20 protein-coding genes and 5 tRNA genes are annotated in these 24,666 nt (G+C 36.4%); 24 read left to right on the forward strand and 1 reads right to left on the reverse strand.

Features of this window, described 5'->3' with window-relative positions; all coding sequences use genetic code 11:
- The first annotated feature begins 111 nt into the window (after positions 1-111).
- The gene (locus R1T42_RS14220) at positions 112-1,128 is read left to right on the forward strand and encodes a PLP-dependent cysteine synthase family protein (RefSeq protein WP_317290795.1); all 1,017 of its coding nucleotides are present in this window, start codon (positions 112-114) and stop codon (positions 1,126-1,128) included.
- A gap of 74 nt (positions 1,129-1,202) precedes the next feature.
- Here the strand turns inward: R1T42_RS14220 and R1T42_RS14225 are convergent, their stop codons facing one another.
- On the reverse strand, positions 1,203-3,230 hold the full coding sequence (locus tag R1T42_RS14225) for a T9SS type A sorting domain-containing protein (RefSeq protein ID WP_317290796.1): 2,028 nt from the start codon (positions 3,228-3,230) through the stop codon (positions 1,203-1,205).
- Between the two features lie 111 nt (positions 3,231-3,341).
- Between R1T42_RS14225 and R1T42_RS14230 the strand changes: the two genes are divergently transcribed.
- The 23 genes from R1T42_RS14230 (at position 3,342) to rpoC (ending at position 24,665) form a co-directional block, all read left to right on the forward strand.
- The gene (locus R1T42_RS14230; RefSeq protein WP_317290797.1) at positions 3,342-4,619 is read left to right on the forward strand and encodes a DUF2851 family protein; all 1,278 of its coding nucleotides are present in this window, start codon (positions 3,342-3,344) and stop codon (positions 4,617-4,619) included.
- Between the two features lie 37 nt (positions 4,620-4,656).
- On the forward strand, positions 4,657-4,884 hold the full coding sequence (locus R1T42_RS14235) for a PspC family transcriptional regulator (RefSeq protein ID WP_036582257.1): 228 nt from the start codon (positions 4,657-4,659) through the stop codon (positions 4,882-4,884).
- Positions 4,885-4,898: 14 nt separating this feature from the next.
- Positions 4,899-5,909 (forward strand): potassium channel family protein, encoded by a 1,011-nt coding sequence (locus R1T42_RS14240; protein ID WP_317290798.1) that lies wholly within the window; start codon positions 4,899-4,901, stop codon positions 5,907-5,909.
- Between the two features lie 83 nt (positions 5,910-5,992).
- Entirely contained in the window at positions 5,993-7,672 is a 1,680-nt protein-coding gene (locus R1T42_RS14245) for an alanine/glycine:cation symporter family protein (RefSeq protein ID WP_394805724.1), read from the forward strand.
- Positions 7,673-7,683: 11 nt separating this feature from the next.
- Positions 7,684-8,541 carry a helix-hairpin-helix domain-containing protein gene (locus R1T42_RS14250; RefSeq protein WP_317290800.1) on the forward strand — a complete coding sequence of 286 codons (858 nt, stop codon included), beginning with the start codon at positions 7,684-7,686 and terminating at the stop codon, positions 8,539-8,541.
- A 22-nt stretch (positions 8,542-8,563) separates the two neighbouring features.
- Positions 8,564-9,733: an acyl-CoA dehydrogenase family protein gene (locus R1T42_RS14255; protein WP_036582249.1), complete on the forward strand. Its 1,170-nt coding sequence runs from the start codon at positions 8,564-8,566 to the stop codon at positions 9,731-9,733.
- A gap of 107 nt (positions 9,734-9,840) precedes the next feature.
- On the forward strand, positions 9,841-10,035 hold the full coding sequence (gene rpsU / locus R1T42_RS14260) for a 30S ribosomal protein S21 (protein ID WP_036582246.1): 195 nt from the start codon (positions 9,841-9,843) through the stop codon (positions 10,033-10,035).
- Positions 10,036-10,101: 66 nt separating this feature from the next.
- A complete protein-coding gene (locus tag R1T42_RS14265) occupies positions 10,102-10,989 on the forward strand; it encodes a tyrosine-type recombinase/integrase (protein WP_317290801.1) in 888 nt (295 codons plus the stop codon).
- A gap of 15 nt (positions 10,990-11,004) precedes the next feature.
- A complete protein-coding gene (hpf, locus tag R1T42_RS14270) occupies positions 11,005-11,304 on the forward strand; it encodes a ribosome hibernation-promoting factor, HPF/YfiA family (protein ID WP_042245895.1) in 300 nt (99 codons plus the stop codon).
- Between the two features lie 97 nt (positions 11,305-11,401).
- A tRNA-Thr gene (locus tag R1T42_RS14275) sits at positions 11,402-11,475 on the forward strand.
- 31 nt (positions 11,476-11,506) lie between these two features.
- Positions 11,507-11,587 (forward strand) — tRNA-Tyr (locus R1T42_RS14280).
- 74 nt (positions 11,588-11,661) lie between these two features.
- Positions 11,662-11,734, forward strand: a tRNA-Gly gene (locus R1T42_RS14285).
- Positions 11,735-11,808: 74 nt separating this feature from the next.
- Positions 11,809-11,880 (forward strand) — tRNA-Thr (locus R1T42_RS14290).
- Positions 11,881-11,985: 105 nt separating this feature from the next.
- Positions 11,986-13,173 (forward strand): elongation factor Tu, encoded by a 1,188-nt coding sequence (gene tuf, locus R1T42_RS14295; protein WP_036582240.1) that lies wholly within the window; start codon positions 11,986-11,988, stop codon positions 13,171-13,173.
- Positions 13,174-13,253: 80 nt separating this feature from the next.
- Positions 13,254-13,326: transfer RNA gene (locus tag R1T42_RS14300), tRNA-Trp, on the forward strand.
- 70 nt (positions 13,327-13,396) lie between these two features.
- Positions 13,397-13,594, forward strand: a complete 198-nt coding sequence (gene secE / locus R1T42_RS14305) for a preprotein translocase subunit SecE (protein WP_317290802.1) — start codon at positions 13,397-13,399, stop codon at positions 13,592-13,594.
- A gap of 10 nt (positions 13,595-13,604) precedes the next feature.
- Positions 13,605-14,162, forward strand: a complete 558-nt coding sequence (gene nusG / locus R1T42_RS14310) for a transcription termination/antitermination protein NusG (protein WP_036582235.1) — start codon at positions 13,605-13,607, stop codon at positions 14,160-14,162.
- A gap of 68 nt (positions 14,163-14,230) precedes the next feature.
- A complete protein-coding gene (rplK, locus tag R1T42_RS14315; protein WP_036582232.1) occupies positions 14,231-14,671 on the forward strand; it encodes a 50S ribosomal protein L11 in 441 nt (146 codons plus the stop codon).
- A gap of 12 nt (positions 14,672-14,683) precedes the next feature.
- Positions 14,684-15,382: a 50S ribosomal protein L1 gene (gene rplA / locus R1T42_RS14320; RefSeq protein WP_036582230.1), complete on the forward strand. Its 699-nt coding sequence runs from the start codon at positions 14,684-14,686 to the stop codon at positions 15,380-15,382.
- Positions 15,383-15,394: 12 nt separating this feature from the next.
- Entirely contained in the window at positions 15,395-15,907 is a 513-nt protein-coding gene (gene rplJ / locus R1T42_RS14325) for a 50S ribosomal protein L10 (RefSeq protein ID WP_317290803.1), read from the forward strand.
- A gap of 52 nt (positions 15,908-15,959) precedes the next feature.
- The gene (gene rplL / locus R1T42_RS14330; protein ID WP_036582224.1) at positions 15,960-16,334 is read left to right on the forward strand and encodes a 50S ribosomal protein L7/L12; all 375 of its coding nucleotides are present in this window, start codon (positions 15,960-15,962) and stop codon (positions 16,332-16,334) included.
- Positions 16,335-16,457: 123 nt separating this feature from the next.
- A complete protein-coding gene (rpoB, locus tag R1T42_RS14335) occupies positions 16,458-20,270 on the forward strand; it encodes a DNA-directed RNA polymerase subunit beta (RefSeq protein ID WP_317290804.1) in 3,813 nt (1,270 codons plus the stop codon).
- Positions 20,271-20,357: 87 nt separating this feature from the next.
- On the forward strand, positions 20,358-24,665 hold the full coding sequence (gene rpoC, locus R1T42_RS14340; RefSeq protein ID WP_317290805.1) for a DNA-directed RNA polymerase subunit beta': 4,308 nt from the start codon (positions 20,358-20,360) through the stop codon (positions 24,663-24,665).
- Position 24,666 lies beyond the last annotated feature (1 nt).

A 24,666-nucleotide genomic window follows, 5' to 3' on the forward strand; every position in this document is an offset into this window, starting at 1 on the left:
CTTTTTATTTCGCTTCCGCGAAAGCGTCATTAAAATCAATTAACAAATCAATAAGGCTATTGAGGTCTAAGAACTTATGCAAAACATTATTTTTGCATTTCAAATAGGAATATGGAATACGTAGAAAATATATTAGGTACGATAGGTAATACACCTCTAGTTAAGATGAATAAACTAGTAGAGGACTTACCATGTCTTGTACTTGCAAAGTATGAAACTTTTAATCCAGGGAATTCTGTAAAAGATCGCATGGCTTTAACAATGATTGAAGACGCAGAGGCTGATGGAAGATTACAACCAGGTGGTACTATCATAGAAGGAACTAGTGGTAATACAGGAATGGGACTTGCCCTAGCCGCTATAATGAAGGGTTACAAGCTTATATGCGTTCTTGCAGATAAGCAGTCTAAGGAAAAAATGGATATCCTACGTGCTGTAGGAGCTGAAGTTCACGTGTGCCCAACTAACGTAGAGCCAGATGATCCACGTTCTTATTATTCTACCAGTAAAAGATTGAGTGAGGAGATTCCTAATTCTTGGTATGTGAATCAATATGATAACCCGTCTAATTGTAAGGCTCATTATCAAAGTACAGGTCCAGAGATATGGAAACAAACCGAAGGTAAGGTGACTCACTTTGTAGTAGGTGTAGGAACTGGAGGAACCATATCTGGTGTAGGAACTTATTTAAAGTTACAAAATCCCAATGTTAAGATTTGGGGAATAGATACCTATGGTTCAGTTTTTAAAAAATATCACGAGACGGGAATTTTTGATGAGAATGAAATTCATTCTTATGTGACCGAAGGGATAGGTGAAGACATTTTACCGCTTAATGTACGTTTTGAAGTCATAGATGGTTTTACTAAAGTGACTGATAAAGATGCCGCTGTTTACACTAGAAGACTGGCAAAAGAAGAAGGAATGTTTTTAGGAAACAGCGCCGGAGCAGCCATTAAAGGTTTAAAACAAATTCATAAGGAGCATGGCTTTACTAAAGATGATGTGGTAGTAATCTTATTCCATGATCATGGTAGTCGTTATGTAGGGAAGTTTTTTAACGATGAGTGGATGATGGAAAAAGGATACATCAATCAAGATGGTTCTTATCCAGAAGATGATAAATAAGAATTCAATTAACTCAAGAAAGCCCCAAAATCTAATATAGATTTTGGGGCTTTCTTTTTTAATGAGATTAAGTATTATCTCTTAATCAATTTATAGGTCAATGAGCGGTTTCTATTCAGTCTAACCAAATACATTCCTGCTGATAGTTGAGGTAATTCTAGGGTAATTGAATTTGAGGAAGGATCAAGTTCTTTGCTTAAAACTAAACGGCCATTTAAATTTAATACTTCAATATAGTTAGGACCGTATTGATTTAAGACGTTAATGGAAAAAACATTTCCGTTTAATGGGTTCGGATAGATACTGAATCCATCTTTTTCAATATTTGTAATACTTAAAGTAACATTTGCTTCGAGAAAATCTGGGATTCCAGATCCATCTGTATCATCATCTGTTGGGTCACCATTGTTATTGTAGTCTTCGTTAATAGTTAAAACTCCATCTCCGTCATCATCGTCATCTAGATAGTTCTCAATTCCATCTCCATCTGTATCTAGAAAAGGAATGTTTTCTATTCTATATCCAGTAGCGCTTATCTCTATAGCGGTAGGCACACCATCACCATCATCGTCATCATCTTGATAGTTTGGTATTCCGTCTCCATCAGTATCATCATCATTAAGATTTCCGTTTCCATTTAAATCTTCACTCAAATCAGGTATTCCATCATTATCTGTATCTGTGAGCGGTTGAGTAGTAAGTAGTAAGTCAAAATTTACAATAATATTTGAACATAACATATTTGCATTATCCACTCTCGCATAAATAGTTTGTGGATTGGTCGTATTTGAAAAAGCACTAGTACTTCCAATAGGATTGGTCTGTGATTGGGCATCTGCAAGAGTTGTGTAGTATAAAACTGATGTTGTTATAGGGTTTAAACCACCAATAATTCTTGAAGTATTGAAATCAAGATTAAAATCTTCAGTTCCATTTCCGTCACTATCATATCTGTATAAATCAACCGCTTCAAAATCTGTTTGAGGATCAAGAACATCTATACAATATTGTTCAGTATAAGTACAGCCGTTATTATCTGTGGTAGTATAATCGTAACAATTCAAACCTGTCTGTGTAGGCGTAATTGAAATTTGATTTGTTCCTGTAGAAGTTATATCTGGACTTGAAGACCATGATTCACTTATTATTGTTGGGTTAGTGTAATTGATATTTGATTCTAAGCCTACTCCAAATTTCATAAACCAGCTGAATATATAGCCGTTGTCTGAAACTAGATTGTCAGTAATTCTAACTCTCCACACACCATTTAAGGGAACTCCTGTAAGGCCTGTAAATGCAGATTGAGAAGCATAATCTCCAGCTGGAATTGTAGTGTTTGTTGCACTTGCATCAACCATAGTGGTGGTAGCTTGGCTTGTGAAACAATAATCGTAACCTATGCCTGGATTTGTATTAAAGTCATCATCTATTGGCTCTCCTAGAAATGTTCCTCCTCCAAAATTGCTTGATTTTAAATCAATAGCAACACCATTAGGAGCTACTAACTCAATTCTTAAGTCACCTAGGTAAGAATGCTCCATGTTCATACATACACCTAGGAAGTTTGCTGGGTTTACTAAAGTAGCACCATCTGGAAAGCAGTCTATTATAATCACACTTTGGTAACTTGCGCCATTGCCATCAGGTAAAAAAGTTGTACCAGCTACAAAAGCTGCATCATCACAGGTTAGTACTGTATCTATTTGTGAAGTTGTAGTTATATCCATAGAATCTCCTAAACATAAAACAGGCGTATCTGTTGCAGTATAGTCTAAAACTGGTTCTGGAGAAACCACAACGGTTACATAATCTGATGTGCCTACTGGATTAGAATTTTGATCAGTAGTACGTAGTTGTACAAAGAACGCACCTGAATTGTTAAATTGTTGATTTACAACTCTAGTATTTTGATTACCTAAATTTCCAAAATCCCATTCAAACATATAGTTTGAGCCATCGATGGCCGTGAAATCTATAGTGTCTCCTGGGCAAATTTCAATGATGTTATTTACCGCCATAGGTAAAGTGCTCTCGATTCCTGAGTTTTGAGAAATCCCCAATAATGATGACAAGAAAAATAGATAAGTAAAGAGTGTTTTCATAGTTTAGCTTTGAGGTTATTTCCTATAAAAATAGGTGAATATTTGACTTTTAGGTGTTTTTATGTATATTTTCAAAAGTATTGTTTCGGCTTACTATTTAATACTTAATTGATGCAAGAAGATTTTATTCATTATCTCTGGAAATTTAAAAAGCTAAGCGGTCAAGAGCTCAAGACAACAGAAGGAAAAAGTATTATTATTAAATCTCTAGGGATGCACAATTTTCATTCAGGTCCCGATTTTTTTAACAGTAGATTAGAAATCGATGGTCAGGAATGGGCAGGAAATGTGGAAATGCATGTAAAAGCAAGTGACTGGTACTTGCATGGTCATGATGATGATCCTGCTTACGATAATGTCATATTGCATGTGGTATGGATACATGATGCAGAGATTACTCGTCGTGATGAGATAAACATACCCGTGCTAGAAGTGAGTAAATATGTGCCAGAATCATTAGTTAAGAACTATCAAAAACTTTTTGCGATTAAGAAAGATCAATTCATTAACTGTGAAAATGACATAGCTGCGGTAGATGGTTTTAAAATAGCCCAATGGTTTGAAAAGTTGTTTTTTGAAAGATTAGAACAGCGCAGTATTCATATAAATAGAATATTAAGACAAACCCAAAACGATTGGGAAGCTTTATTTTTTCAATTATTATGTAGAAGTTTTGGAACTAAAATTAACGGCGATGGTTTTGAACAATTAGCACAAAGTATAGATTCAATTACGGTACGCAAACTTGCAAAAGACGCGTTTCAATTAGAAGCGACGCTTTTAGGTCAGGCAGGATTACTTAATGATATTAAAAAGGATCGTTATTATAAATTGTTAGTTGATGAATACGCTTTCGCGAAAGCGAAATTTCAATTACAGCCTGCTTTAATACCTATGAAGTTTTTCAGGTTAAGGCCAGCAAATTATCCTACGATACGGATATCTCAACTAGCCATGCTTTATCATAACTCGCCACATCTCTTCGGAGAAGTTTTACTTGCAAAAACCAGAGAAGATATTCACAAATTATTTGATGTGAAATCGGCCTCTTACTGGGATACCCATCATGTCTTTGATAAAGAAACTGTATTTAGAGAAAAATCACTTACAGCATCGTTTATTGATTTGGTAATTATAAATTGTATTGTGCCAGTAAAATTTGCTCATGCACAGTTTGCCGGAAAGGATAAAACCGAAGAGTTACTTCAATTGATGTATGACTTAAAATTTGAATCCAATACTATAGTCGGTGAGTTTAAAAAACGAACTGAAATTAATAATGCATTGGAATCGCAAGCCGTACTTCAATTAAAGTCACATTACTGTGATGTTAATAAATGTTTGAGTTGTGATATAGGTGTGTCGCTCCTTAGAGATAAATCTAGTTGAGGTATATAATTTAATCGCTTATCATTAAATTTACCACATGGGAATAGTTACAGGTTTAAGGCATTACATGGAGAAGTACGGTTTCTATGTGTCAACTCGTATTGCAGATCGTATGGGAATGCGTGCTCGTAATGTACGTATCACCTTCATTTATTTCACGTTTGCAACATTGGGAGCAGGTTTTGGAGTGTATCTCATTATCGCCTTTTGGCTCAAAATCAAAGATATGCTGTATGTTAAAAGAAGCTCTGTATTTGATCTCTAAAATAATTTAATCACGTGCGTTCAAAAATAGCTGTTGCGATTTCCTTACTTATTACCATCTTGCTTATAGGTGTTTTGGGATTTAAATTTATTCAAGGTCTCTCTTGGGTAGATGCTATTTACATGACAGTAATAACTATTTCAACTGTAGGTTATCGTGAGGTAGAGCTTCCAAATGAACAGACTAAGATTTTTATTGTTTTACTCTTATTATTTAGTGTTGTAATCGTAGGTTATGCGGTGTCTGTTATTACAGAGTATTTAATATCACGTAGTTCATTGAAAGAAATGAGAGAAAAAAGAAAACAAAAACATATAGATGCTATGGAGAATCATATTATAGTTTGTGGTTATGGTCGCAATGGTAGACAGGCCGTTGAGAAGCTAAGAGATTATCACAGAGAATTTATAATCATTGAGAAGAATCAAGAGGTTATAGATGATTGTGGGCTAGATAGCAATATGTTTTTAAGAGGAAATGCAAATGAAGATGAGGTTCTAATTAAAGCTGGAATAGAGAGAGCTTCCACCCTTATAACAGCTTTGCCTGATGATGCAGATAATCTTTTTACGGTACTTAGTGCTCGACAACTTAATAAGTCGTTAAAAATAATTTCTCGTGCGAGTGAAGAAACAAGTTATAAAAAACTAAAACTAGCAGGTGCTGATAATGTTATTTTACCAGATAAAATAGGTGGAGAGCATATGGCCTCACTGATTGTAAGTCCAGACTTGATTGAGTTTTGGGATAACTTGAGTTATGGTGGTGATGAAGGAGTAAATTTAGAACAAGTGTCGTTTGAGCAAATGTTTGATGATAATGGAGATTGTTCAATAATTGATCTTAATTTAAGACAGAAAACGGGATGTACAATCATAGGATATAAATCGGCAGATGGGAATTATACCGTCAATCCAGATCCTAAAATGATGCTTACTGCTGGTTCAAAAATCATAGTTGTAGGAAATACACAGCAAATATTAAATCTCCAAAAGGTCTATCGAATTAACAATGAGGTAACATAAGTGCCTTTAAAATTTTTAAAAAGCAAGATTTTTGTGCATCTTGCTGACTTAACCAAAATTTAAATCAAAAAATAATGAAACGTATTTACAAAGTATGTTTATCAATGCTGGCTTTTATTATGCCTGCATTAGTTTTTTCGCAGGAAGCTGCAGAGAAAGGATTAGATGAAAAGATTGATGATGCCTTTGGTTGGGCAACTGGAGATTATGTTCAAGGAGTCTTCTATCAAATTCCTTTTACAGATGAAATAAAAATCTACTGGGTGCTTTTCCCACTTATTCTAGGAGCACTATTTTTCACATTTTATTTTAAGTTTATAAACTTCACCGGAGTATGGAGAGCTATACAAGTAGTGCGAGGTAAATATGAAGATATAGAAAAGTTTGGTGCTGAGGAGCTTTATGGAGAAGATGGAATAGCAAACGGTGTAGATATAAATACCGTAGATGACATAGAAGATCACATAGATGAATTCAGTGAAGAGATATCAAACGGCGGAGATATAAAAGATACCATTAGAGATGAAAGCTCTGATGGAGAAGTTTCTCACTTTCAAGCATTAACTGCAGCGTTGTCTGCCACTGTAGGTTTAGGGAATATAGCTGGTGTTGCTGTTGCAGTATCGGTAGGTGGAGCTGGAGCAACCTTCTGGATGATAGTCGCTGGTTTCTTAGGAATGGCGTCTAAATTTGTAGAATGTACGCTAGGTGTAAAGTATCGTGATGTAGGTCCTGATGGAACTATCTATGGAGGACCTATGTATTATCTTACTAAAGGATTAAAATCAATGGGGCTAGCCGGACTAGGTAAGGTTTTAGCTGTTTTGTTTGCTATAATGTGTATTGGTGGTTCTTTTGGTGGTGGAAATATGTTCCAAGCAAATCAAGCTGCTCAAATGGTAGAGAATATCACTGGTGGAACAGAATCCTTCTTATATGGTTATAAATGGGCCTTTGGTTTATTTATGGCAGTATTTGTAGGTATTGTAATCATCGGAGGAATTAAATCAATTGCCAAAGTGACTGATAAAATCGTTCCTTTTATGGTGGTGATATATGTAGGAGCATCTTTATGGGTGATTTTTGCTCGTTTTGATATGATTGGTGAGGCATTTACTCAAATTATTGACGGAGCATTTAGCCCAGAAGGAGTTGCTGGTGGAGCCATAGGAGTTTTAATACAAGGTTTCCGTAGAGCAGCATTCTCAAATGAAGCTGGTGTAGGTAGTGCATCTATTGCACACTCTGCAGTAAAAACTAAATATGCGGCAAGTGAAGGCCTAGTGGCATTATTAGAACCGTTTATTGATACCGTGGTAGTTTGTACAATGACTGCTTTGGTTTTAATTATAACGGGTAACGTAAGTGCAGAAAATGCCGGATTAAACGATGCCGATGCTATTCTATTAACCTCAGGAGCTTTTGAGTCTGTAATAAGCTGGTTCCCATATGTACTAACCCTAGCGGTAGTATTATTTGCATTTTCAACTATGATATCTTGGTCTTATTACGGATATCAAGCTTGGGCATATCTTTTTGGTAGAACCACTAGAACTGAGTATACTTATAAAATTTTATTTTGTGTATTTGTAGTAATAGGTTCGGCAGCTAGTTTAGGTAATGTGATTGGTTTTTCAGACGCGATGATATTCTCAATGATGGTACCTAATATGATAGGTATTGTTCTTCTTGCACCTAAGGTTAAGAGAGAGCTTAATAGATATATGAGTGCTATTAAATTAAAGTCTAAAGCACTAGATTAATTACATAGATTATGAATAAATTTAAATCCCTCTTTTTGTTTAATAGAAAACAACAAAGAGGGATTTTTGTATTAATAATTGTCTTGTCTATAGTTGTTGCTATTTACATTTTTTCAAATAGTAGATCATCGCTACCGCTTATTGTAGAGGATACGAGCGAATATCAAAGACAAGTAGATTCTTTGAAATCTGTTGCGATTGCAAAACGAAACAAAATTTATCCTTTTAATCCCAACTATATAACAGACTATCGAGGTTATGTGTTGGGACTTAGTGAAGAGGAGTTAGCAAGGTTACATCGCTTTCGCGAAAGCAATAAATGGATTAATTCCAAAAAAGATTTTCAAAATGTAACAGGTGTCTCAGATCAGTGGCTAGATAGTATTAGTCCATATTTTAAATTTCCAAAATGGGTTGCTAATTCTAAAAAGCAAAACAAATTTGTTCCGTTCAAAGAACGCAAGGTTGTTGTCAAGGATATTAACACTGCTACACAAGAAGAGCTTAAGGCAGTTTATGGTATAGGTCCAGCATTATCGGGTAGAATCATTAAAGAGCGAGAATTTTTAAAGGGCTTTATAGATATGAAGCAGGTGCGAGGTGTTTACGGTCTTACTGATTCTACTATGATCCAGCTAAAAAAACATTTTTACATCACACTTTCCTCTACTCAAAACAGAATTGCTCTTAATAACGCAAGTAAAGATGAATTGTTAAGTATTCCTTATTTTAACGACTATCTGGTTGATGAACTTATTAAACAGCGTACGCTAAGGGATGGCTTTAAAAGTTGGGATAAAGTTGTGTTAACCTCTAGGTTTCCAGAAGAAAAATTAGAGCTAATTCAGCTATATTTGACACTTAACTAAATCAACAGTTTAACTACTTTATATGTATTCAAAATATTTTACTGAAGAACATAATGTCTTCAGACAGAGTTTTAGAGATTTTCTCAATAAAGAGGCTGTTCCTCATATCGATAGATGGGAAGAAACGGGTAAAATTGATCGAGAGATTTTTGAAAAAATGGGTGAAATGGGCTACTTTGCTTTGTACTACCCAGAAGAATATGGTGGTTTAAATTTAGATTTCTTTTACACAGTAATATTTCTTGAAGAAATGCAACGCATCAACTCTGGTGGGTTCGCAGCAGCGATGTGGGTTCAAGCTTTCCTAGGAGCGCAACACTTGCTTAAGGAAGGAGATGAACGCATTAAACAAGAATACTTAGTTCCAACTTTAACAGGAGAGAAAATAGGGTGCTTAGGCATTACAGAGCCTTTTGGAGGTAGTGATGTTGCAGGAATGAGAACTACTGCGGTTAAAGATGGTGATCATTACGTGATTAATGGTTCAAAAACTTTTATTACTAATGGCGTTTATAGCGATTATCTAGTTATCGCTGCAAAGACAGATCCAGAAGCAAATGGTCGTGGAATTTCCATATTTGTTATGGATAGGGATACTCCAGGTATAAGCGCTACAAAATTGAATAAACTGGGATGGAGAGCTAGTGATACTGGAGAAATAGGATTTGACAACGTACGTATTCCTGCTGAGAATTTAATGGGAGAAGAAGGGAAAGGTTTTCCTTATATCATGCAACATTTTGCCTTGGAGCGTTTAATTATGGGGATTAATGCGCATGCTAGAGCAGAATATGCTTTAGAATATACGGCTCAGTATATGAAAGAGCGAACAGCCTTTGGTACCACAATAGATAAGTTTCAAGCCTTACGTCATGGCATGGCAGATATGTATAGTGAAGTAGAAATGGCAAAAAACTTCAATTATTCAATTTCTGAACAACTAGATCAAGGCTTGTATCCAGTTAAGGAAGCTAGTATGTCCAAGCTTGTTTCTACAAAAATCGCTGATGAGGTTATTTATAAATGTTTGCAATATCTGGGTGGTTATGGATACATTGAAGAGTATCCACTCGCTCGTATGTGGAGAGATAGCCGTTTAGGTCCAATCGGTGGAGGTACTAGTGAAATCATGCGTGAAATTATTGCAAAGATGGTTATGGATGGTAAGGATTATAAACCAGCTGCAAAGTAATTAGTGTCATTTTGTACCGCTGTCGCGAAAGTGTAATTGATAAAAAGTATTGTAATTATAAATAAATATGTATTTTTGCCATCCCAAAGAAAGGAGGTGATGACACTATGTTAATAATACCAGTTAAAGACGGAGAAAATATCGATAGAGCCCTAAAGCGTTTCAAAAGAAAATTTGATCGTACAGGGAAGATGCGTGAACTACGTAGAAGACAGCAGTTTACTAAACCATCTGTTGCAAAAAGAGCTCAAAGAATAAAAGCTTCTTACATACAGCACTTAAGAGATGCAGAAAACATCTAGTATTTCTTAAATTTATAAAGACCGCTAGTGGTAAAATTCTTAATTTTACTTTCTAGCGGTTTTTTTATGTCATTACAATCCTTTTTCGATTACTTATCTCTTGAGAAAAAATATTCTCGTCATACCGTCGTGGCTTACAAAAAGGATTTAGAACAAATGAAGTCTTTTTTAAAGGAAGAATATGATATAGAGATAGAAAATGCGTCATATCCTCTAATAAGAACTTGGTTAAGTAACTTGCTCGATGATGACTTAAGTACGAGGACCATCAATCGTAAAGTTGCATCCTTGAAGAGTTATTATAAGTTTTTATTATTGACAGGGCAAATTGATTTTCACCCTTTATCTCAACACAAGAGTCTAAAGGTTGCAATTAATGTTCAAATTCCGTTTTCAAAAAAAGAAGTTCAACAAATCCTAGACAACTCCTATGATTCTTTAGATTTTGAAACAGTTAGGGATTTATTGCTAATTGAGCTGTTTTATGTTACCGGAATGAGGAGAGAAGAGTTGATTAATTTAAAGTTACAAGATATTAGCCTCTCCACAAGAAGTATTAAAGTGATGGGGAAACGTAACAAAGAACGTATTATTCCCTTATTGTACTCTATTTCAAATAAACTAGAGTCATATTTGGTGTTGCGTGATTTGATAAATGTTAACGGATTTAATGAATTGTTTTTGACGGGTAAAGGGTATAAACTGTATCCAGTTCTTGTTTATAGGATTATAAAATCGTATTTTAGTAAGGTGTCTGAGAAAGTAAAAACGAGTCCGCATATTTTAAGGCATTCTTTCGCTACACATCTTTTAGATGAAGGTGCTGATTTAAATGCTGTTAAGGAGTTGTTAGGTCATGCGAGTCTTGCTTCTACTCAGGTTTACACCCATTCAAGTATGAAAATGTTGAAAGGGGTTTATAAAAACGCGCATCCGCGCTCAAAGAAGGATTAATTAAATAAATAGCTTATGAAGGTAAATGTGCAGTCTGTAAATTTTAATGCAGACGTTAAACTTGTAGAATTTATTCAAGAACGATTAGATAAACTTGAACATTTTTACAGTAAGATAATAAATGCTGATGTTTATATGAAAGTTCAAAAAACTTCTGCTCCTGAAAATAAAATAATTGAAGTTAGGTTGTTTGTTCCTGGTGAAGACCTAATTGCCTCAAAAACATGTAAGTCCTTTGAGCAATGCATAGATGAATGTTCCGATGCACTAGAGCGCCAACTCAAAAAAAGAAAAGAAAAACAGAATTCTCATTAATTTTTTTCAAAAAAAATTTTGAGAATTAAAAAATACTCTTACATTTGCAGTCCGTTAGAAATAGCGGGCTTTTTTACGCAAGTAAAATTGGTCAAAAGCCGATGTAGCTCAGCTGGCTAGAGCAGCTGATTTGTAATCAGCAGGTCGTGGGTTCGAGTCCCTCCATCGGCTCTTTAGAATACTAGGTCTTAATTGATCTTTTGGGGAGATACTCAAGCGGCCAACGAGGACGGACTGTAACTCCGTTGGGAAACCTTCGCAGGTTCGAATCCTGCTCTCCCCACACATTGTCTCAAATTATTGTTTGAGGCTTGTTGAAATATTGAATACCTTTTGACAATTTTGTTGTCGATAAATGCGAGAGTAGCTCAGTTGGTAGAGCGTCAGCCTTCCAAGCTGAATGTCGCCGGTTCGAACCCGGTCTCTCGCTCTAATTTTAAATGTGCATGTGAAGCGCGTTTTTTTAAGGTCAACTCTGTTCCTTAAATCTATAATGGTTTAATCGCCGGTGTAGCTCAGGGGTAGAGCGTTTCCTTGGTAAGGAAGAGGTCACGAGTTCAAATCTCGTCATTGGCTCTGAAGAAAAAGGTCTCTAGTTGAGGCCATTACTTGTATATGCTGATTTGGTTTTGCCTTGTTGGTATTTGAATTGAACACTAATATAAATTAAGATTATAAATTATGGCTAAAGAAACGTACGATCGTTCGAAACCCCACCTAAATGTAGGAACAATTGGTCACGTTGACCACGGTAAAACTACACTTACTGCTGCAATTACAAAAGTTCTTGCTGATGCTGGTTTCTCTAATGCGGTAAATTTTGAACAAATTGACAATGCTCCTGAAGAAAAAGAGCGTGGAATTACTATTAACTCTTCACACGTAGAGTATCAAACTCAAAACAGACACTATGCACACGTAGATTGTCCTGGTCACGCCGATTATGTAAAAAACATGGTTACTGGAGCAGCGCAAATGGATGGAGCTATTCTTGTTGTTGCTGCAACTGATGGTCCTATGCCTCAGACTCGCGAGCACATCTTGTTAGGTCGTCAGGTTGGTATTCCTCGTATTGTTGTATTCCTTAATAAAGTGGATATGGTAGATGATGAAGAGCTACTTGAGCTAGTGGATATGGAAGTTCGTGATTTATTATCTTTCTATGAGTATGATGGTGATAATGGTCCTGTTGTTTCAGGTTCTGCACTTGGTGCGCTTAATGGTGAGGAAAAATGGGTGAATACAGTTCTTGAATTAATGGAAGCTGTTGATGCTTGGATTGAAGAGCCTGTTCGTGATATGGATAAGCCTTTCTTAATGCCGATTGAAGATGTTTTCTCTATCACTGGACGTGGAACGGTAGCGACTGGTCGTATTGAGACTGGGGTTGGTAATACTGGAGATCCTGTTGAGATAATCGGTATGGGGGCTGAAAAGTTGACATCTACTATTACTGGTATTGAAATGTTTCGTCAAATCCTTGATAGAGGTGAGGCTGGTGATAATGCAGGTATCTTGTTGAGAGGTATTGAGAAGTCACAGATTTCAAGAGGTATGGTTATTGTTAAGCCTGGTTCTGTTACTCCGCATGCTAAATTTAAAGCTGAGGTTTATATCCTTAAGAAAGAAGAAGGTGGTCGTCACACGCCTTTCCATAACAACTATCGTCCGCAGTTCTATGTAAGAACAACTGACGTAACTGGTAATATTGCTTTACCTTCTGGTGTTGAAATGGTTATGCCTGGTGATAACTTGACAATTACAGTTGATTTGATTCAACCTATTGCGTTAAACTTAGGTTTACGTTTCGCTATCCGTGAAGGTGGTAGAACAGTAGGTGCTGGTCAGGTTACTGAGATACTAGATTAATTATCTGATTTTAATATTTAAGTATCCTATCTTATTTAGATAGGATACTTTCCCTTTGTTAGAATTATTTTTTAACAAATACGGGTTTAGCTCAGTTGGTAGAGCACTGGTCTCCAAAACCAGGTGTCGGGAGTTCGAGCCTCTCAACCCGTGCATTATCGAGTTTGTACTCGAAATTAATAACTGAAATCTTTTAGAGATTTTATAATAGAGTTCTATATTTATGGGATTAGTAAGTTACGTAAAAGAGTCGTATAGCGAATTGACAAATCATGTTTCATGGCCGACGTGGTCAGAAGCTCAGAAATTAACTGTTACGGTTGCTGTTTTTTCAATAGTGTTTGCTCTGATTGTTTGGGGTATTGACTCAGTGTTCAGTAAAGTGATTACTAATTATTTCTCTTGGATTAAGAATAGTTAAAAACCACGTTATGGCAGTTGATAGTAATGAAGTGATGCATTGGTATGTGGTTAGATCGGTTAGTGGTCAAGAAAATAAAATAAAAGATTATATAGAGTCGGAAATTGCTCATCATAACTTACAAGATTATTTGAAGCAAATCTTAGTTCCTACTGAGAAAGTTGTTCAGATTCGTAACGGTAAGAAGATAAATAAGGAAAAGGTTTACTTTCCTGGTTATATTATGATTCAGGCTAGGCTTGAAGGTGAGGTTCCTCATATTATTAAATCCGTTAATGGTGTGATAGGTTTCTTGGGTGAAACTAAGGGTGGAGAGCCTGTGCCGTTGAGAAAGAGTGAGGTTAATAGGATGTTAGGTAAAGTCGATGAGCTTGCTGAGCAAGTGGACAATATATCGATTCCGTTTAAAATGGGTGAAACCGTTAAGGTTGTAGATGGTCCTTTCAATGGTTTCAATGGTACGATTGAAAAAGTTAATGAAGAAAAGCGTAAGTTAGAAGTTATGGTTAAGATTTTCGGAAGAAAAACACCATTAGAACTAAGCTATATGCAAGTAGAGAAAATATAAATGTTGCGTTTTAGATTATCAAAAGGCTTCCACTTTTTGATAATTGTATAAATTGAAATTTTTTAAAAATGGCTAAAGAAGTATCTAAGGTTGTAAAGTTACAAGTTAGAGGTGGTGCGGCAAATCCATCTCCTCCTGTAGGACCTGCATTAGGTGCGGCTGGTGTGAATATCATGGAGTTCTGTAAGCAATTTAATGCTAGAACTCAAGATAAGCCTGGTAAAGTATTACCAGTAGCAATCACTGTTTATAAGGACAAGTCTTTTGACTTTGTTATTAAAACGCCTCCAGCAGCAGTTCAAATCCTAGAAGCAGCAAAACTTAAAGGTGGTAGTGGAGAACCAAATCGTAAAAAGGTAGCAACTATCAGCTGGGATCAAGTAAGATTGATTGCAGAGGATAAAATGCCTGACCTGAATGCATTTACAGTAGATAGCGCTATGAGAATGGTTGCGGGTACTGCTAGATCAATGGGTGTTAACGTTAAAGGTGGAGAATCTCCAGCTTAAAAAAAGGTAACAATGGCAAAATTAACTAAAAAGCAAAAAGAAGCTCATTCAAAAATCGACAGTTCTGAGATGTACTCGTTGGCTGATGCTTCTAAATTGGTAAAAGAAGTTTCAACTGTAAAGTTTGATGCTTCTGTAGATCTTGCTGTGAGACTTAATGTTGATCCACGTAAAGCTAATCAGATGGTTAGAGGTGTGGTAACGTTACCTCATGGTACAGGAAAGGATGTTAAAGTACTAGCATTAGTTACTCCGGATAAAGAAGCGGAAGCTACTGCTGCTGGAGCTGACTTTGTAGGTCTTGATGAATATTTAGATAAAATTAAAGGAGGTTGGACAGATGTTGATGTAATCATCACTATGCCTAGCGTTATGGGTAAACTAGGACCTTTGGGTCGTGTTTTAGGACCAAGAGGTCTTATGCCTAATCCTAAAACTGGTACAGTTACTATGGATGTAGCAAAAGCTGTCTCAGATGTTAAAGCTGGTAAGATCGACTTTAAGGTTGATAAGACAGGTATTATACATGCTGCAATTGGTAAGGCTTCGTTTGATGCTGATAAAATTGCTGGTAATGCAAAAGAATTAATTAATACGTTAGTTAAACTGAAACCAACAACGTCAAAAGGTGTATATATTAAAAGTATATTCATGTCTAGTACTATGAGTCCTGGAATTGCTATTGACGCTAAACGTTTTGCAGACGACTAAAAAATCTAGATCATGACAAGAGAAGAAAAAGCAAATGTTATTCAAGATTTGACTGCTACGTTAGGTACTAGTTCAACAATCTATTTAGCAGATATTTCTGGTTTAAATGCTTCGGATACATCTAATTTGAGAAGAGCTTGTTTTAAAGCAAATGTTTCTCTTTCTGTAGTTAAAAACACATTGCTTTCAAAAGCAATGGAGGCTTCAGATAAAGATTTCGGTGAATTACCGGAATTGTTAAAGGGAAACACTTCAATAATGATTTCTGAGGTAGCTAATGCTCCGGCAAAAGTTATTCAAACGTTTAGAAAGAAATCAGATAAACCTATTCTTAAAGGCGCTTATATCGAGGAAGCTATTTATATAGGTGATAGATTTGATGAGTTAAGTAATATCAAATCTAAGGAAGAAATGATTGGTGAGGTTATTGGCCTTCTTCAATCACCTGCTAAGAATGTTGTATCTGCACTTAAATCAGGTGGTAGTACAATTGCAGGTTTAATTAAGACACTATCAGAAAGATAGTATTAACAAGTACGCAAACAATTATTTATAAATTTTATTAAACGATAGAAAAATGGCAGATTTAAAAGATTTCGCTGAGCAGTTAGTTAACTTAACTGTTAAAGAAGTAAATGAACTAGCAACCATTCTTAAAGAAGAGTATGGTATTGAGCCTGCAGCTGCTGCTGTAGCTATGGCTGGACCAGCTGGTGGTGGAGACGCTGCTGCTGATGAGCAAACTGAATTTGATGTTATCCTTAAGGCTCCAGGTGGTGCTAAGTTAGCAGTTGTTAAACTTGTAAAAGAACTTACAGGTGCTGGACTTAAAGATGCAAAAGACCTAGTTGATAATGCACCATCTCCAATTAAGGAAGGTGTATCTAAAGATGAGGCAGAAGCACTTAAAGCTCAGCTTGAAGAAGCTGGTGCTGAGGTTGAGTTGAAGTAATTCTTCTTAACTAAACATTATCGGTTTAAACCTGTGAGCAAGGCTCACAGGTTTAGACCATTTTGCGTATAAAGATGAGACGTCATCGATAACGCTTTTTTTAACCTTTAATACCGTGCATTGATGCTGGCAACAAACACAGAGAGAATTAATTTTTCGACGGTAACAACTAAAGCAGATTATCCTGATCTGCTAGATATCCAAATTAAATCTTTTCAAGATTTCTTTCAATTAGAAACGAAATCCGATAAAAGAGAAGTAGAAGGTCTTTATAACACCTTCATGGAAAACTTTCCAATTACAGATACTCGCAATCAATTTGTATTGGAGTTTCTTGATTACTTCGTAGATCCTCCTAGATACTCTATTCAAGAGTGTATTGAAAGAGGTTTAACTTATAGCGTGCCTTTAAAGTCACGTCTTAAATTATACTGTACTGACCCAGAGCATGAAGACTTTGAAACGATTGTTCAGGACGTTTATCTAGGGACCATTCCTTACATGACTCCTTCTGGAACATTTGTTATTAACGGTGCTGAACGAGTAGTAGTTTCTCAACTACACCGTTCTCCTGGAGTTTTCTTTGGTCAATCTTTCCATGCAAATGGAACTAAACTTTACTCAGCTCGTGTTATTCCTTTTAAAGGTTCATGGATTGAGTTTGCGACTGATATTAATAGCGTTATGTATGCTTATATCGATCGTAAAAAGAAATTACCTGTAACAACCCTTTTCCGTGCAATTGGTTTCGAAAGAGATAAAGATATCTTAGGTATTTTTGATCTTGCAGAAGAAGTTAAGGCTTCAAAGACTGGTTTAAAAAAATATCTTGGCCGTAAATTAGCTGCTCGTGTTTTAAGAACATGGCATGAAGATTTTGTTGATGAAGATACTGGTGAGGTTGTTTCTATTGAGCGTAATGAGATTGTTCTTGATCGTGATACGGTTTTAGATAAGGAGCATATCGATGAGATTATGGAGTCTCAGGCAAAAACTATTTTACTTCATAAAGAAGATAATCAGTCTGCAGATTACGCAATTATTCATAATACTTTACAAAAGGATCCTACAAATTCTGAAAAAGAGGCTGTAGAACATATATATAGACAACTACGTAATGCTGAGCCGCCTGATGAGGAAACAGCTCGTGGTATTATAGATAAATTGTTCTTTTCTGATCAACGTTACAATTTAGGTGAAGTTGGTCGTTATAGAATGAATAAGAAATTAGGTCTTGATATTGCGATGGATAAGCAAGTGCTTACCAAAGAAGATATCATTACCATTATCAAATATCTTATTGAGTTAATTAACTCTAAAGCAGAGATTGATGATATTGATCACTTATCAAATCGTCGTGTTAGAACTGTTGGTGAACAACTTTCACAACAATTTGGTGTTGGGCTAGCTCGTATGGCTAGAACAATTCGTGAGCGTATGAATGTTCGAGATAACGAAGTATTTACTCCTATAGATTTGATTAATGCGAAGACATTATCTTCTGTAATTAATTCTTTCTTTGGGACAAACCAGTTATCTCAATTTATGGATCAAACTAATCCACTTGCTGAAATCACGCACAAGCGTAGGTTATCTGCACTTGGACCTGGTGGTCTTTCGAGAGAGAGAGCTGGATTTGAGGTTCGTGATGTTCACTATACTCACTACGGTAGATTATGTCCTATTGAAACACCTGAAGGTCCAAATATCGGACTGATTTCATCTTTAGCTGTGTTTGCTAAAGTGAATAGTATGGGATTCATTGAGACACCATATCGCTCAGTTAAAGATGGAGTAGTAAACCTTGAAGAGGAGCCTACTTATTTAAGTGCTGAGGAAGAAGAAGGAATGCATATTGCACAAGCAAACTTACCGTTAGATGGTAAGGGTAAAATAGATCAGGATAAGGTAATTGCTCGTATGGAAGGTGACTTCCCAGTAGTAGACCCGACAGAGGTTGTTTATGCTGACGTTGCACCTAACCAAATAGCTTCTATTTCAGCTTCTTTAATTCCTTTCTTAGAACATGATGATGCAAACCGTGCTTTGATGGGATCAAACATGATGCGTCAGGCTGTACCACTTTTAAGAGTGGATGCACCTATAGTAGGTACCGGTTTAGAGAGACAGGTTGCAACGGATTCTCGAGTTCTTATCAATGCAGAAGGAGATGGTGAAGTAACCTATGTTGATGCTCAACACATCAGTATTAAATATGATAGAACAGATCGTGAAAAAGCAATTAGCTTTGAGCCAGAGGAAACAACTTATAATCTTATTAAATTCCGTAAAACGAATCAAGGAACCAGTATAACACTAAAACCTATTGTTAAAAAAGGTGATAGAGTTAATAGAGGTCAGGTTTTATGTCAAGGATATGCTACAGAGGCTGGAGAACTAGCTTTAGGACGCAATATGAAAGTGGCGTTTATGCCTTGGAAGGGTTATAACTTTGAAGATGCAATTGTAATTTCCGAGAAAGTAGTTCGTGAAGATATTTTTACTTCAATCCACGTTGACGAGTATTCTTTAGATGTTAGAGATACTAAGTTGGGTAATGAAGAGCTTACGCCAGATATTCCAAATGTTTCTGAAGAAGCAACGGCAGATCTTGATGAGCAAGGTATGATTCGTATCGGTGCAGAGGTTAAACCTGGTGATATTTTGATAGGTAAAATTACTCCTAAAGGAGAATCGGATCCTACACCAGAGGAGAAACTACTACGCGCTATTTTTGGAGATAAAGCAGGTGATGTAAAAGATGCATCACTTAAAGCTTCACCTTCATTACGTGGTGTTGTTATAGACAAGAAGTTATTCTCTAGAGCCGTAAAGGATAAGAGAAAAAGAGCTCAGGATAAAGAAGATATTGCAAAATTAGAGCAGGCTTACCAATCTAAATTTGATAATCTTCAAGAGCGTTTAATTGAAAAATTATTCGAAATTGTAAGTGGTAAAACTTCGCAAGGTGTATTTAACGATTTAGGAGAGGAAGTTCTTCCTAAAGGTAAAAAGTATACACTTAAGATGTTACATTCAGTTGATGATTATACTCACTTAGTTTCAGGTACTTGGACTACAAGTAAAGATACTAATGAGATGATTGCTGATTTACTTCACAATTATAAAATTAAAGAAAATGATCTTCAAGGATCATTACGTCGTGAGAAGTTTACCATCTCTGTAGGAGATGAACTTCCTGCGGGAATTATCAAGCTTGCTAAAGTGTATATTGCTAAAAAGCGTAAACTAAAAGTAGGAGATAAAATGGCAGGTCGTCACGGTAACAAAGGTATTGTTGCGCGTATAGTACGTCAAGAGGATATGCCTTTCCTTGAAGATGGAACGCCTGTGGATATCGTATTGAATCCACTTGGGGTACCTTCTCGTATGAATATTGGTCAGATTTATGAAACCGTTTTAGGATGGGCTGGACAGAAGTTAGGTAAAACTTTTGCTACTCCTATTTTTGATGGAGCAACCTTAGATCAGATTAATGCTTACACTGATGAAGCAGGTATACCACGTTTCGGTCATACATACTTATATGATGGTGGTACTGGAGATAGATTTGATCAACCTGCAACAGTAGGTGTGATTTATATGTTGAAACTAGGACACATGGTAGATGATAAGATGCACGCGCGTTCTATCGGGCCATATTCATTGATTACACAGCAACCACTTGGTGGTAAAGCACAGTTTGGAGGTCAACGTTTTGGTGAGATGGAAGTATGGGCACTCGAGGCTTATGGAGCATCTAGTACTCTACGTGAAATCTTGACAGTTAAGTCTGATGACGTTATAGGACGTGCTAAGACTTATGAGGCAATTGTAAAAGGTGAGCCTATGCCAGAACCTGGTCTTCCAGAATCATTTAACGTATTAATGCACGAGTTGAAAGGTCTAGGATTAGATTTAAGACTTGAGGATTAATTTTTTAACGGTGGTTTTTATGATTACGCTTTCGCGAAAGCGTAATCATAACTCTCACCAGCTTTAACTAAAAATAGTACCATAATTATGGCTAGATATAAAGACGCCCCAACCCAGAAGAAATTTTCAAAAATTTCAATCGGTCTCGCATCACCAGAATCTATTCTCGCAGAGTCTAAAGGTGAGGTTTTGAAACCTGAGACGATTAATTACCGTACGCACAAACCTGAGCGTGACGGACTTTTTTGTGAGCGCATTTTCGGTCCTGTAAAGGATTATGAGTGTGCCTGTGGAAAGTATAAGCGCATACGTTATAAAGGAATCGTATGTGATCGATGTGGTGTAGAGGTGACTGAAAAGAAAGTGCGTCGTGACCGTATTGGACATATAAACCTTGTTGTGCCTGTGGCGCACATCTGGTATTTCCGTAGTCTTCCTAACAAAATTGGTTATCTTTTAGGGCTTCCTTCAAAGAAGCTTGATATGATTATCTACTACGAACGCTACGTAGTGATTCAACCAGGTATTGCAAAGAATGAAGAAGGCGAACCAGTTCAAAAATTAGAATTTCTTACGGAAGAAGAGTATCTTAATGTTTTAGATAGTCTTCCTCAAGAGAATTTATATCTTGAAGATTCTGACCCTAATAAATTTATTGCAAAGATGGGTGCAGAGTGTCTTATCGATTTATTGCAACGTATCGATTTAGAGGGATTATCTTATGATTTGCGTCATAAGGCAAATAATGAAACATCTAAGCAACGTAAGACAGAGGCTTTAAAGCGTCTGCAAGTAGTAGAAGCTCTTAAGGAATCTAACGTTCTAAGAGAAAATAAGGCAGAATGGATGATCATGAAAGTGATCCCGGTTATACCGCCAGAATTAAGACCTTTAGTACCACTTGATGGTGGTCGTTTTGCGACATCAGATTTAAATGATTTATACCGTCGTGTAATCATACGTAACAATCGTTTGAAAAGATTGATGGAGATAAAAGCTCCAGAAGTAATCTTGCGTAATGAGAAACGTATGTTACAAGAAGCAGTAGATTCACTTCTTGATAATACCAGAAAGTCTAGTGCTGTAAAAACAGATTCAAACAGACCTCTTAAATCTTTATCAGATTCATTAAAAGGTAAGCAAGGACGTTTCCGTCAGAACTTATTAGGTAAACGTGTGGATTATTCTGCTCGTTCTGTAATCGTAGTTGGACCAGAACTTAAATTATATGAGTGTGGTATTCCTAAAGATATGGCTGCAGAGCTTTATAAACCTTTCGTTATACGCAAGCTTATAGAGCGTGGAATCGTTAAGACTGTAAAATCTGCAAAGAAAATTATAGACAAAAAAGAGCCAGTAGTTTGGGATATCTTGGAGAATGTTCTTAAAGGACATCCAGTTATGCTAAACCGTGCTCCTACACTTCACAGGTTAGGAATTCAAGCTTTCCAACCAAAGTTGATTGAAGGTAAGGCGATTCAATTACACCCATTAGTGTGTACTGCATTTAACGCCGATTTTGATGGAGATCAAATGGCTGTTCACTTACCGTTAGGTCCTGAGGCTATATTAGAATGTCAGTTATTGATGCTTGCATCTCATAACATATTAAATCCGGCAAATGGTAGCCCTATTGCTGTACCGTCTCAGGATATGGTTTTGGGTCTTTATTACATGACTAAGCTACGTCGTTCAACGCCAGAGCATAAAGTTATAGGTGAAGGATTAACTTTTTATGGTCCTGAAGAATTAGTAATTGCATTTAATGAAAAGCGTGTTGATATTAACGCGCCAGTTAAGTGTAGAATTGACTTACTACAACCAGATGGTTCTTACAAAGCTGAGGTTATAGAGACAACAGCTGGTCGTGTGATATTTAATCAAGCGGTACCGGATGAAGCTGGGTATATCAATGAAGTACTTACTAAAAAGGCATTACGTGATATTATAGGAGACATTCTTAAAGTAACTGATGTGCCGAGAACAGCAGCTTTACTTGATGAAATTAAAGACATGGGTTATGGTTTTGCATTCCGTGGTGGATTATCATTCTCTTTAGGTGATATTATGATACCAGATGAGAAGCAAGCTATGATTGATGCAGCTAATACTAAAGTTGATGCAATACGCGGAAACTATGGTATGGGTCTCATAACGCAAAACGAAAGATATAATCAAGTTATTGATGTATGGACAGCTACTAATGCTGAACTTACTGAATTAGCGATGAAGAACATTAGAGAAGATAACCAAGGTTTCAACTCGGTGTTTATGATGCTTGACTCTGGAGCTCGTGGATCTAAAGAACAGATTCGTCAGTTAACAGGTATGCGTGGATTAATGGCGAAGCCTAAAAAATCTAATTCTGGTGGTGGAGAAATTATTGAGAATCCAATTCTTTCTAACTTTAAAGAAGGATTATCGATACTTGAATACTTTATCTCTACTCACGGTGCACGTAAAGGTCTTGCAGATACGGCTCTTAAAACGGCAGATGCAGGTTACCTAACACGTCGTCTACACGATGTTGCTCAAGATGTAATTGTAAATGTGGAGGATTGTGAGACATTGAGAGGTATTGATGTTTCTGCACTTAAAAAGAATGAAGAGGTAATGGAAAAACTTAGTGCACGTGTGCTAGGTAGAGTTGCTCTTCATGATGTTATCGACCCGGCGACACAAACTGTTATAGTTGAGGCTGGAGAATTAATTACAGAAGAAATTGCAGATATAATTGAGGCTTCAGATTTAGAATCTGTAGAGGTGCGTTCACCATTAACTTGTGAGGCTAAGAAAGGTGTTTGTGTGAAATGTTATGGTCGTAACCTTGCAACTAATAAATTAGTGATGCGTGGTGAGGCAGTAGGTGTAATAGCTGCACAGTCTATTGGAGAGCCTGGTACTCAGTTGACATTACGTACGTTCCACGTGGGTGGTGTTGCAGGTAACGTTTCTCAAGAAAATACTATCGTTGCTAAGCATGATGGTATTTTAGAAATTGAGGATCTTAAATTGGTTAAGAGCGAGGATAATACTGGTAATCCGGTAAATGTTGTGATATCCAGAACTGCAGAGGCTAAAGTGCTTCATCCTGCGACAAAGATGTTGCTTAATTCAAATAACATTCCTTATGGTTCTGAGCTATATGCTACGGCTGGTTCTAAAGTTAAAAAAGGAGATGTTCTTGCTAAATGGGATCCATTTAATGGAGTAATTATTTCCGAGTTTGCTGGTAAAATTAAATTCGAAAATATTATTCAAGGAACAACATTCCAAGTTGAAACGGATGAGCAAACTGGTTATGAAGAGAAAGTGATTACGGACTCTAGAGATAAGAAGTTAATTCCAACGCTACATATTGTAGATAGTAAAGGAGATACACAAATATCTTATAACTTACCTGTTGGGTCGCATCTAATGGTGAACGATTCGGAAAAAATTAAGGTAGGTAAGGTTCTTGTTAAAATACCACGTAAGTCTGCAAAGGCTGGTGATATTACAGGAGGTCTTCCACGTGTAACAGAATTATTTGAAGCACGTAACCCTTCTAACCCTGCGGTAGTTAGTGAGATTGATGGAGTTGTTGCCTTCGGTAAAATTAAAAGAGGAAATCGTGAAATCATTGTTACTTCTAAGACTGATGAAGTTAAGAAGTACCTAGTTAAACTTTCTAATCAAATTCTTGTACAAGAAAATGATTATGTACGAGCTGGTATGCCTTTATCTGATGGTTCAATTACCCCTAAAGATATTCTTGCAATTAAAGGTCCTAGTGCTGTACAGCAGTATCTCGTAAATGAGGTGCAGGAAGTTTATCGTTTGCAAGGTGTGAAAATAAATGATAAGCACTTTGAGGTAGTTGTACGTCAAATGATGCGTAAAGTAAGAATAGTAGATCCAGGTGATGGAGTATTCTTAGAGAATCAACTAATTCATACGGAAGATTTTATCGTTGAAAATGATAAGCTTTACGGTATGAAAGTAGTGGAAGATGCTGGAGATTCAGATTCACTGAAACTAGGTCAATTAATTTCTTCAAGAGAATTAAGAGATGAAAACTCTTTATTACGTCGTGAGGATAAAGGATTAGTAGTTGCTAGAGACGTTGTTCCTGCTACGGCAGAGCCTGTTTTACAGGGTATTACGAGAGCTTCTCTTCAAACTAAATCATTCATTAGTGCGGCTTCTTTCCAAGAGACGACTAAAGTATTGAATGAAGCAGCTGTTAGTGGTAAGGTCGATTCGTTAGAAGGTCTTAAGGAAAATGTTATTGTGGGTCACAGAATTCCGGCGGGTACTGGAATGCGTAATTACGATGATATAATTGTAGGTTCTAAGGAAGAATTTGAAAAACTAATGGCGTCTAAAGAAGAGCCAACACCTAATTATAATTAAG

This window comes from Nonlabens ulvanivorans (assembly GCF_032922765.1).
GTDB lineage: Bacteria > Bacteroidota > Bacteroidia > Flavobacteriales > Flavobacteriaceae > Nonlabens > Nonlabens ulvanivorans.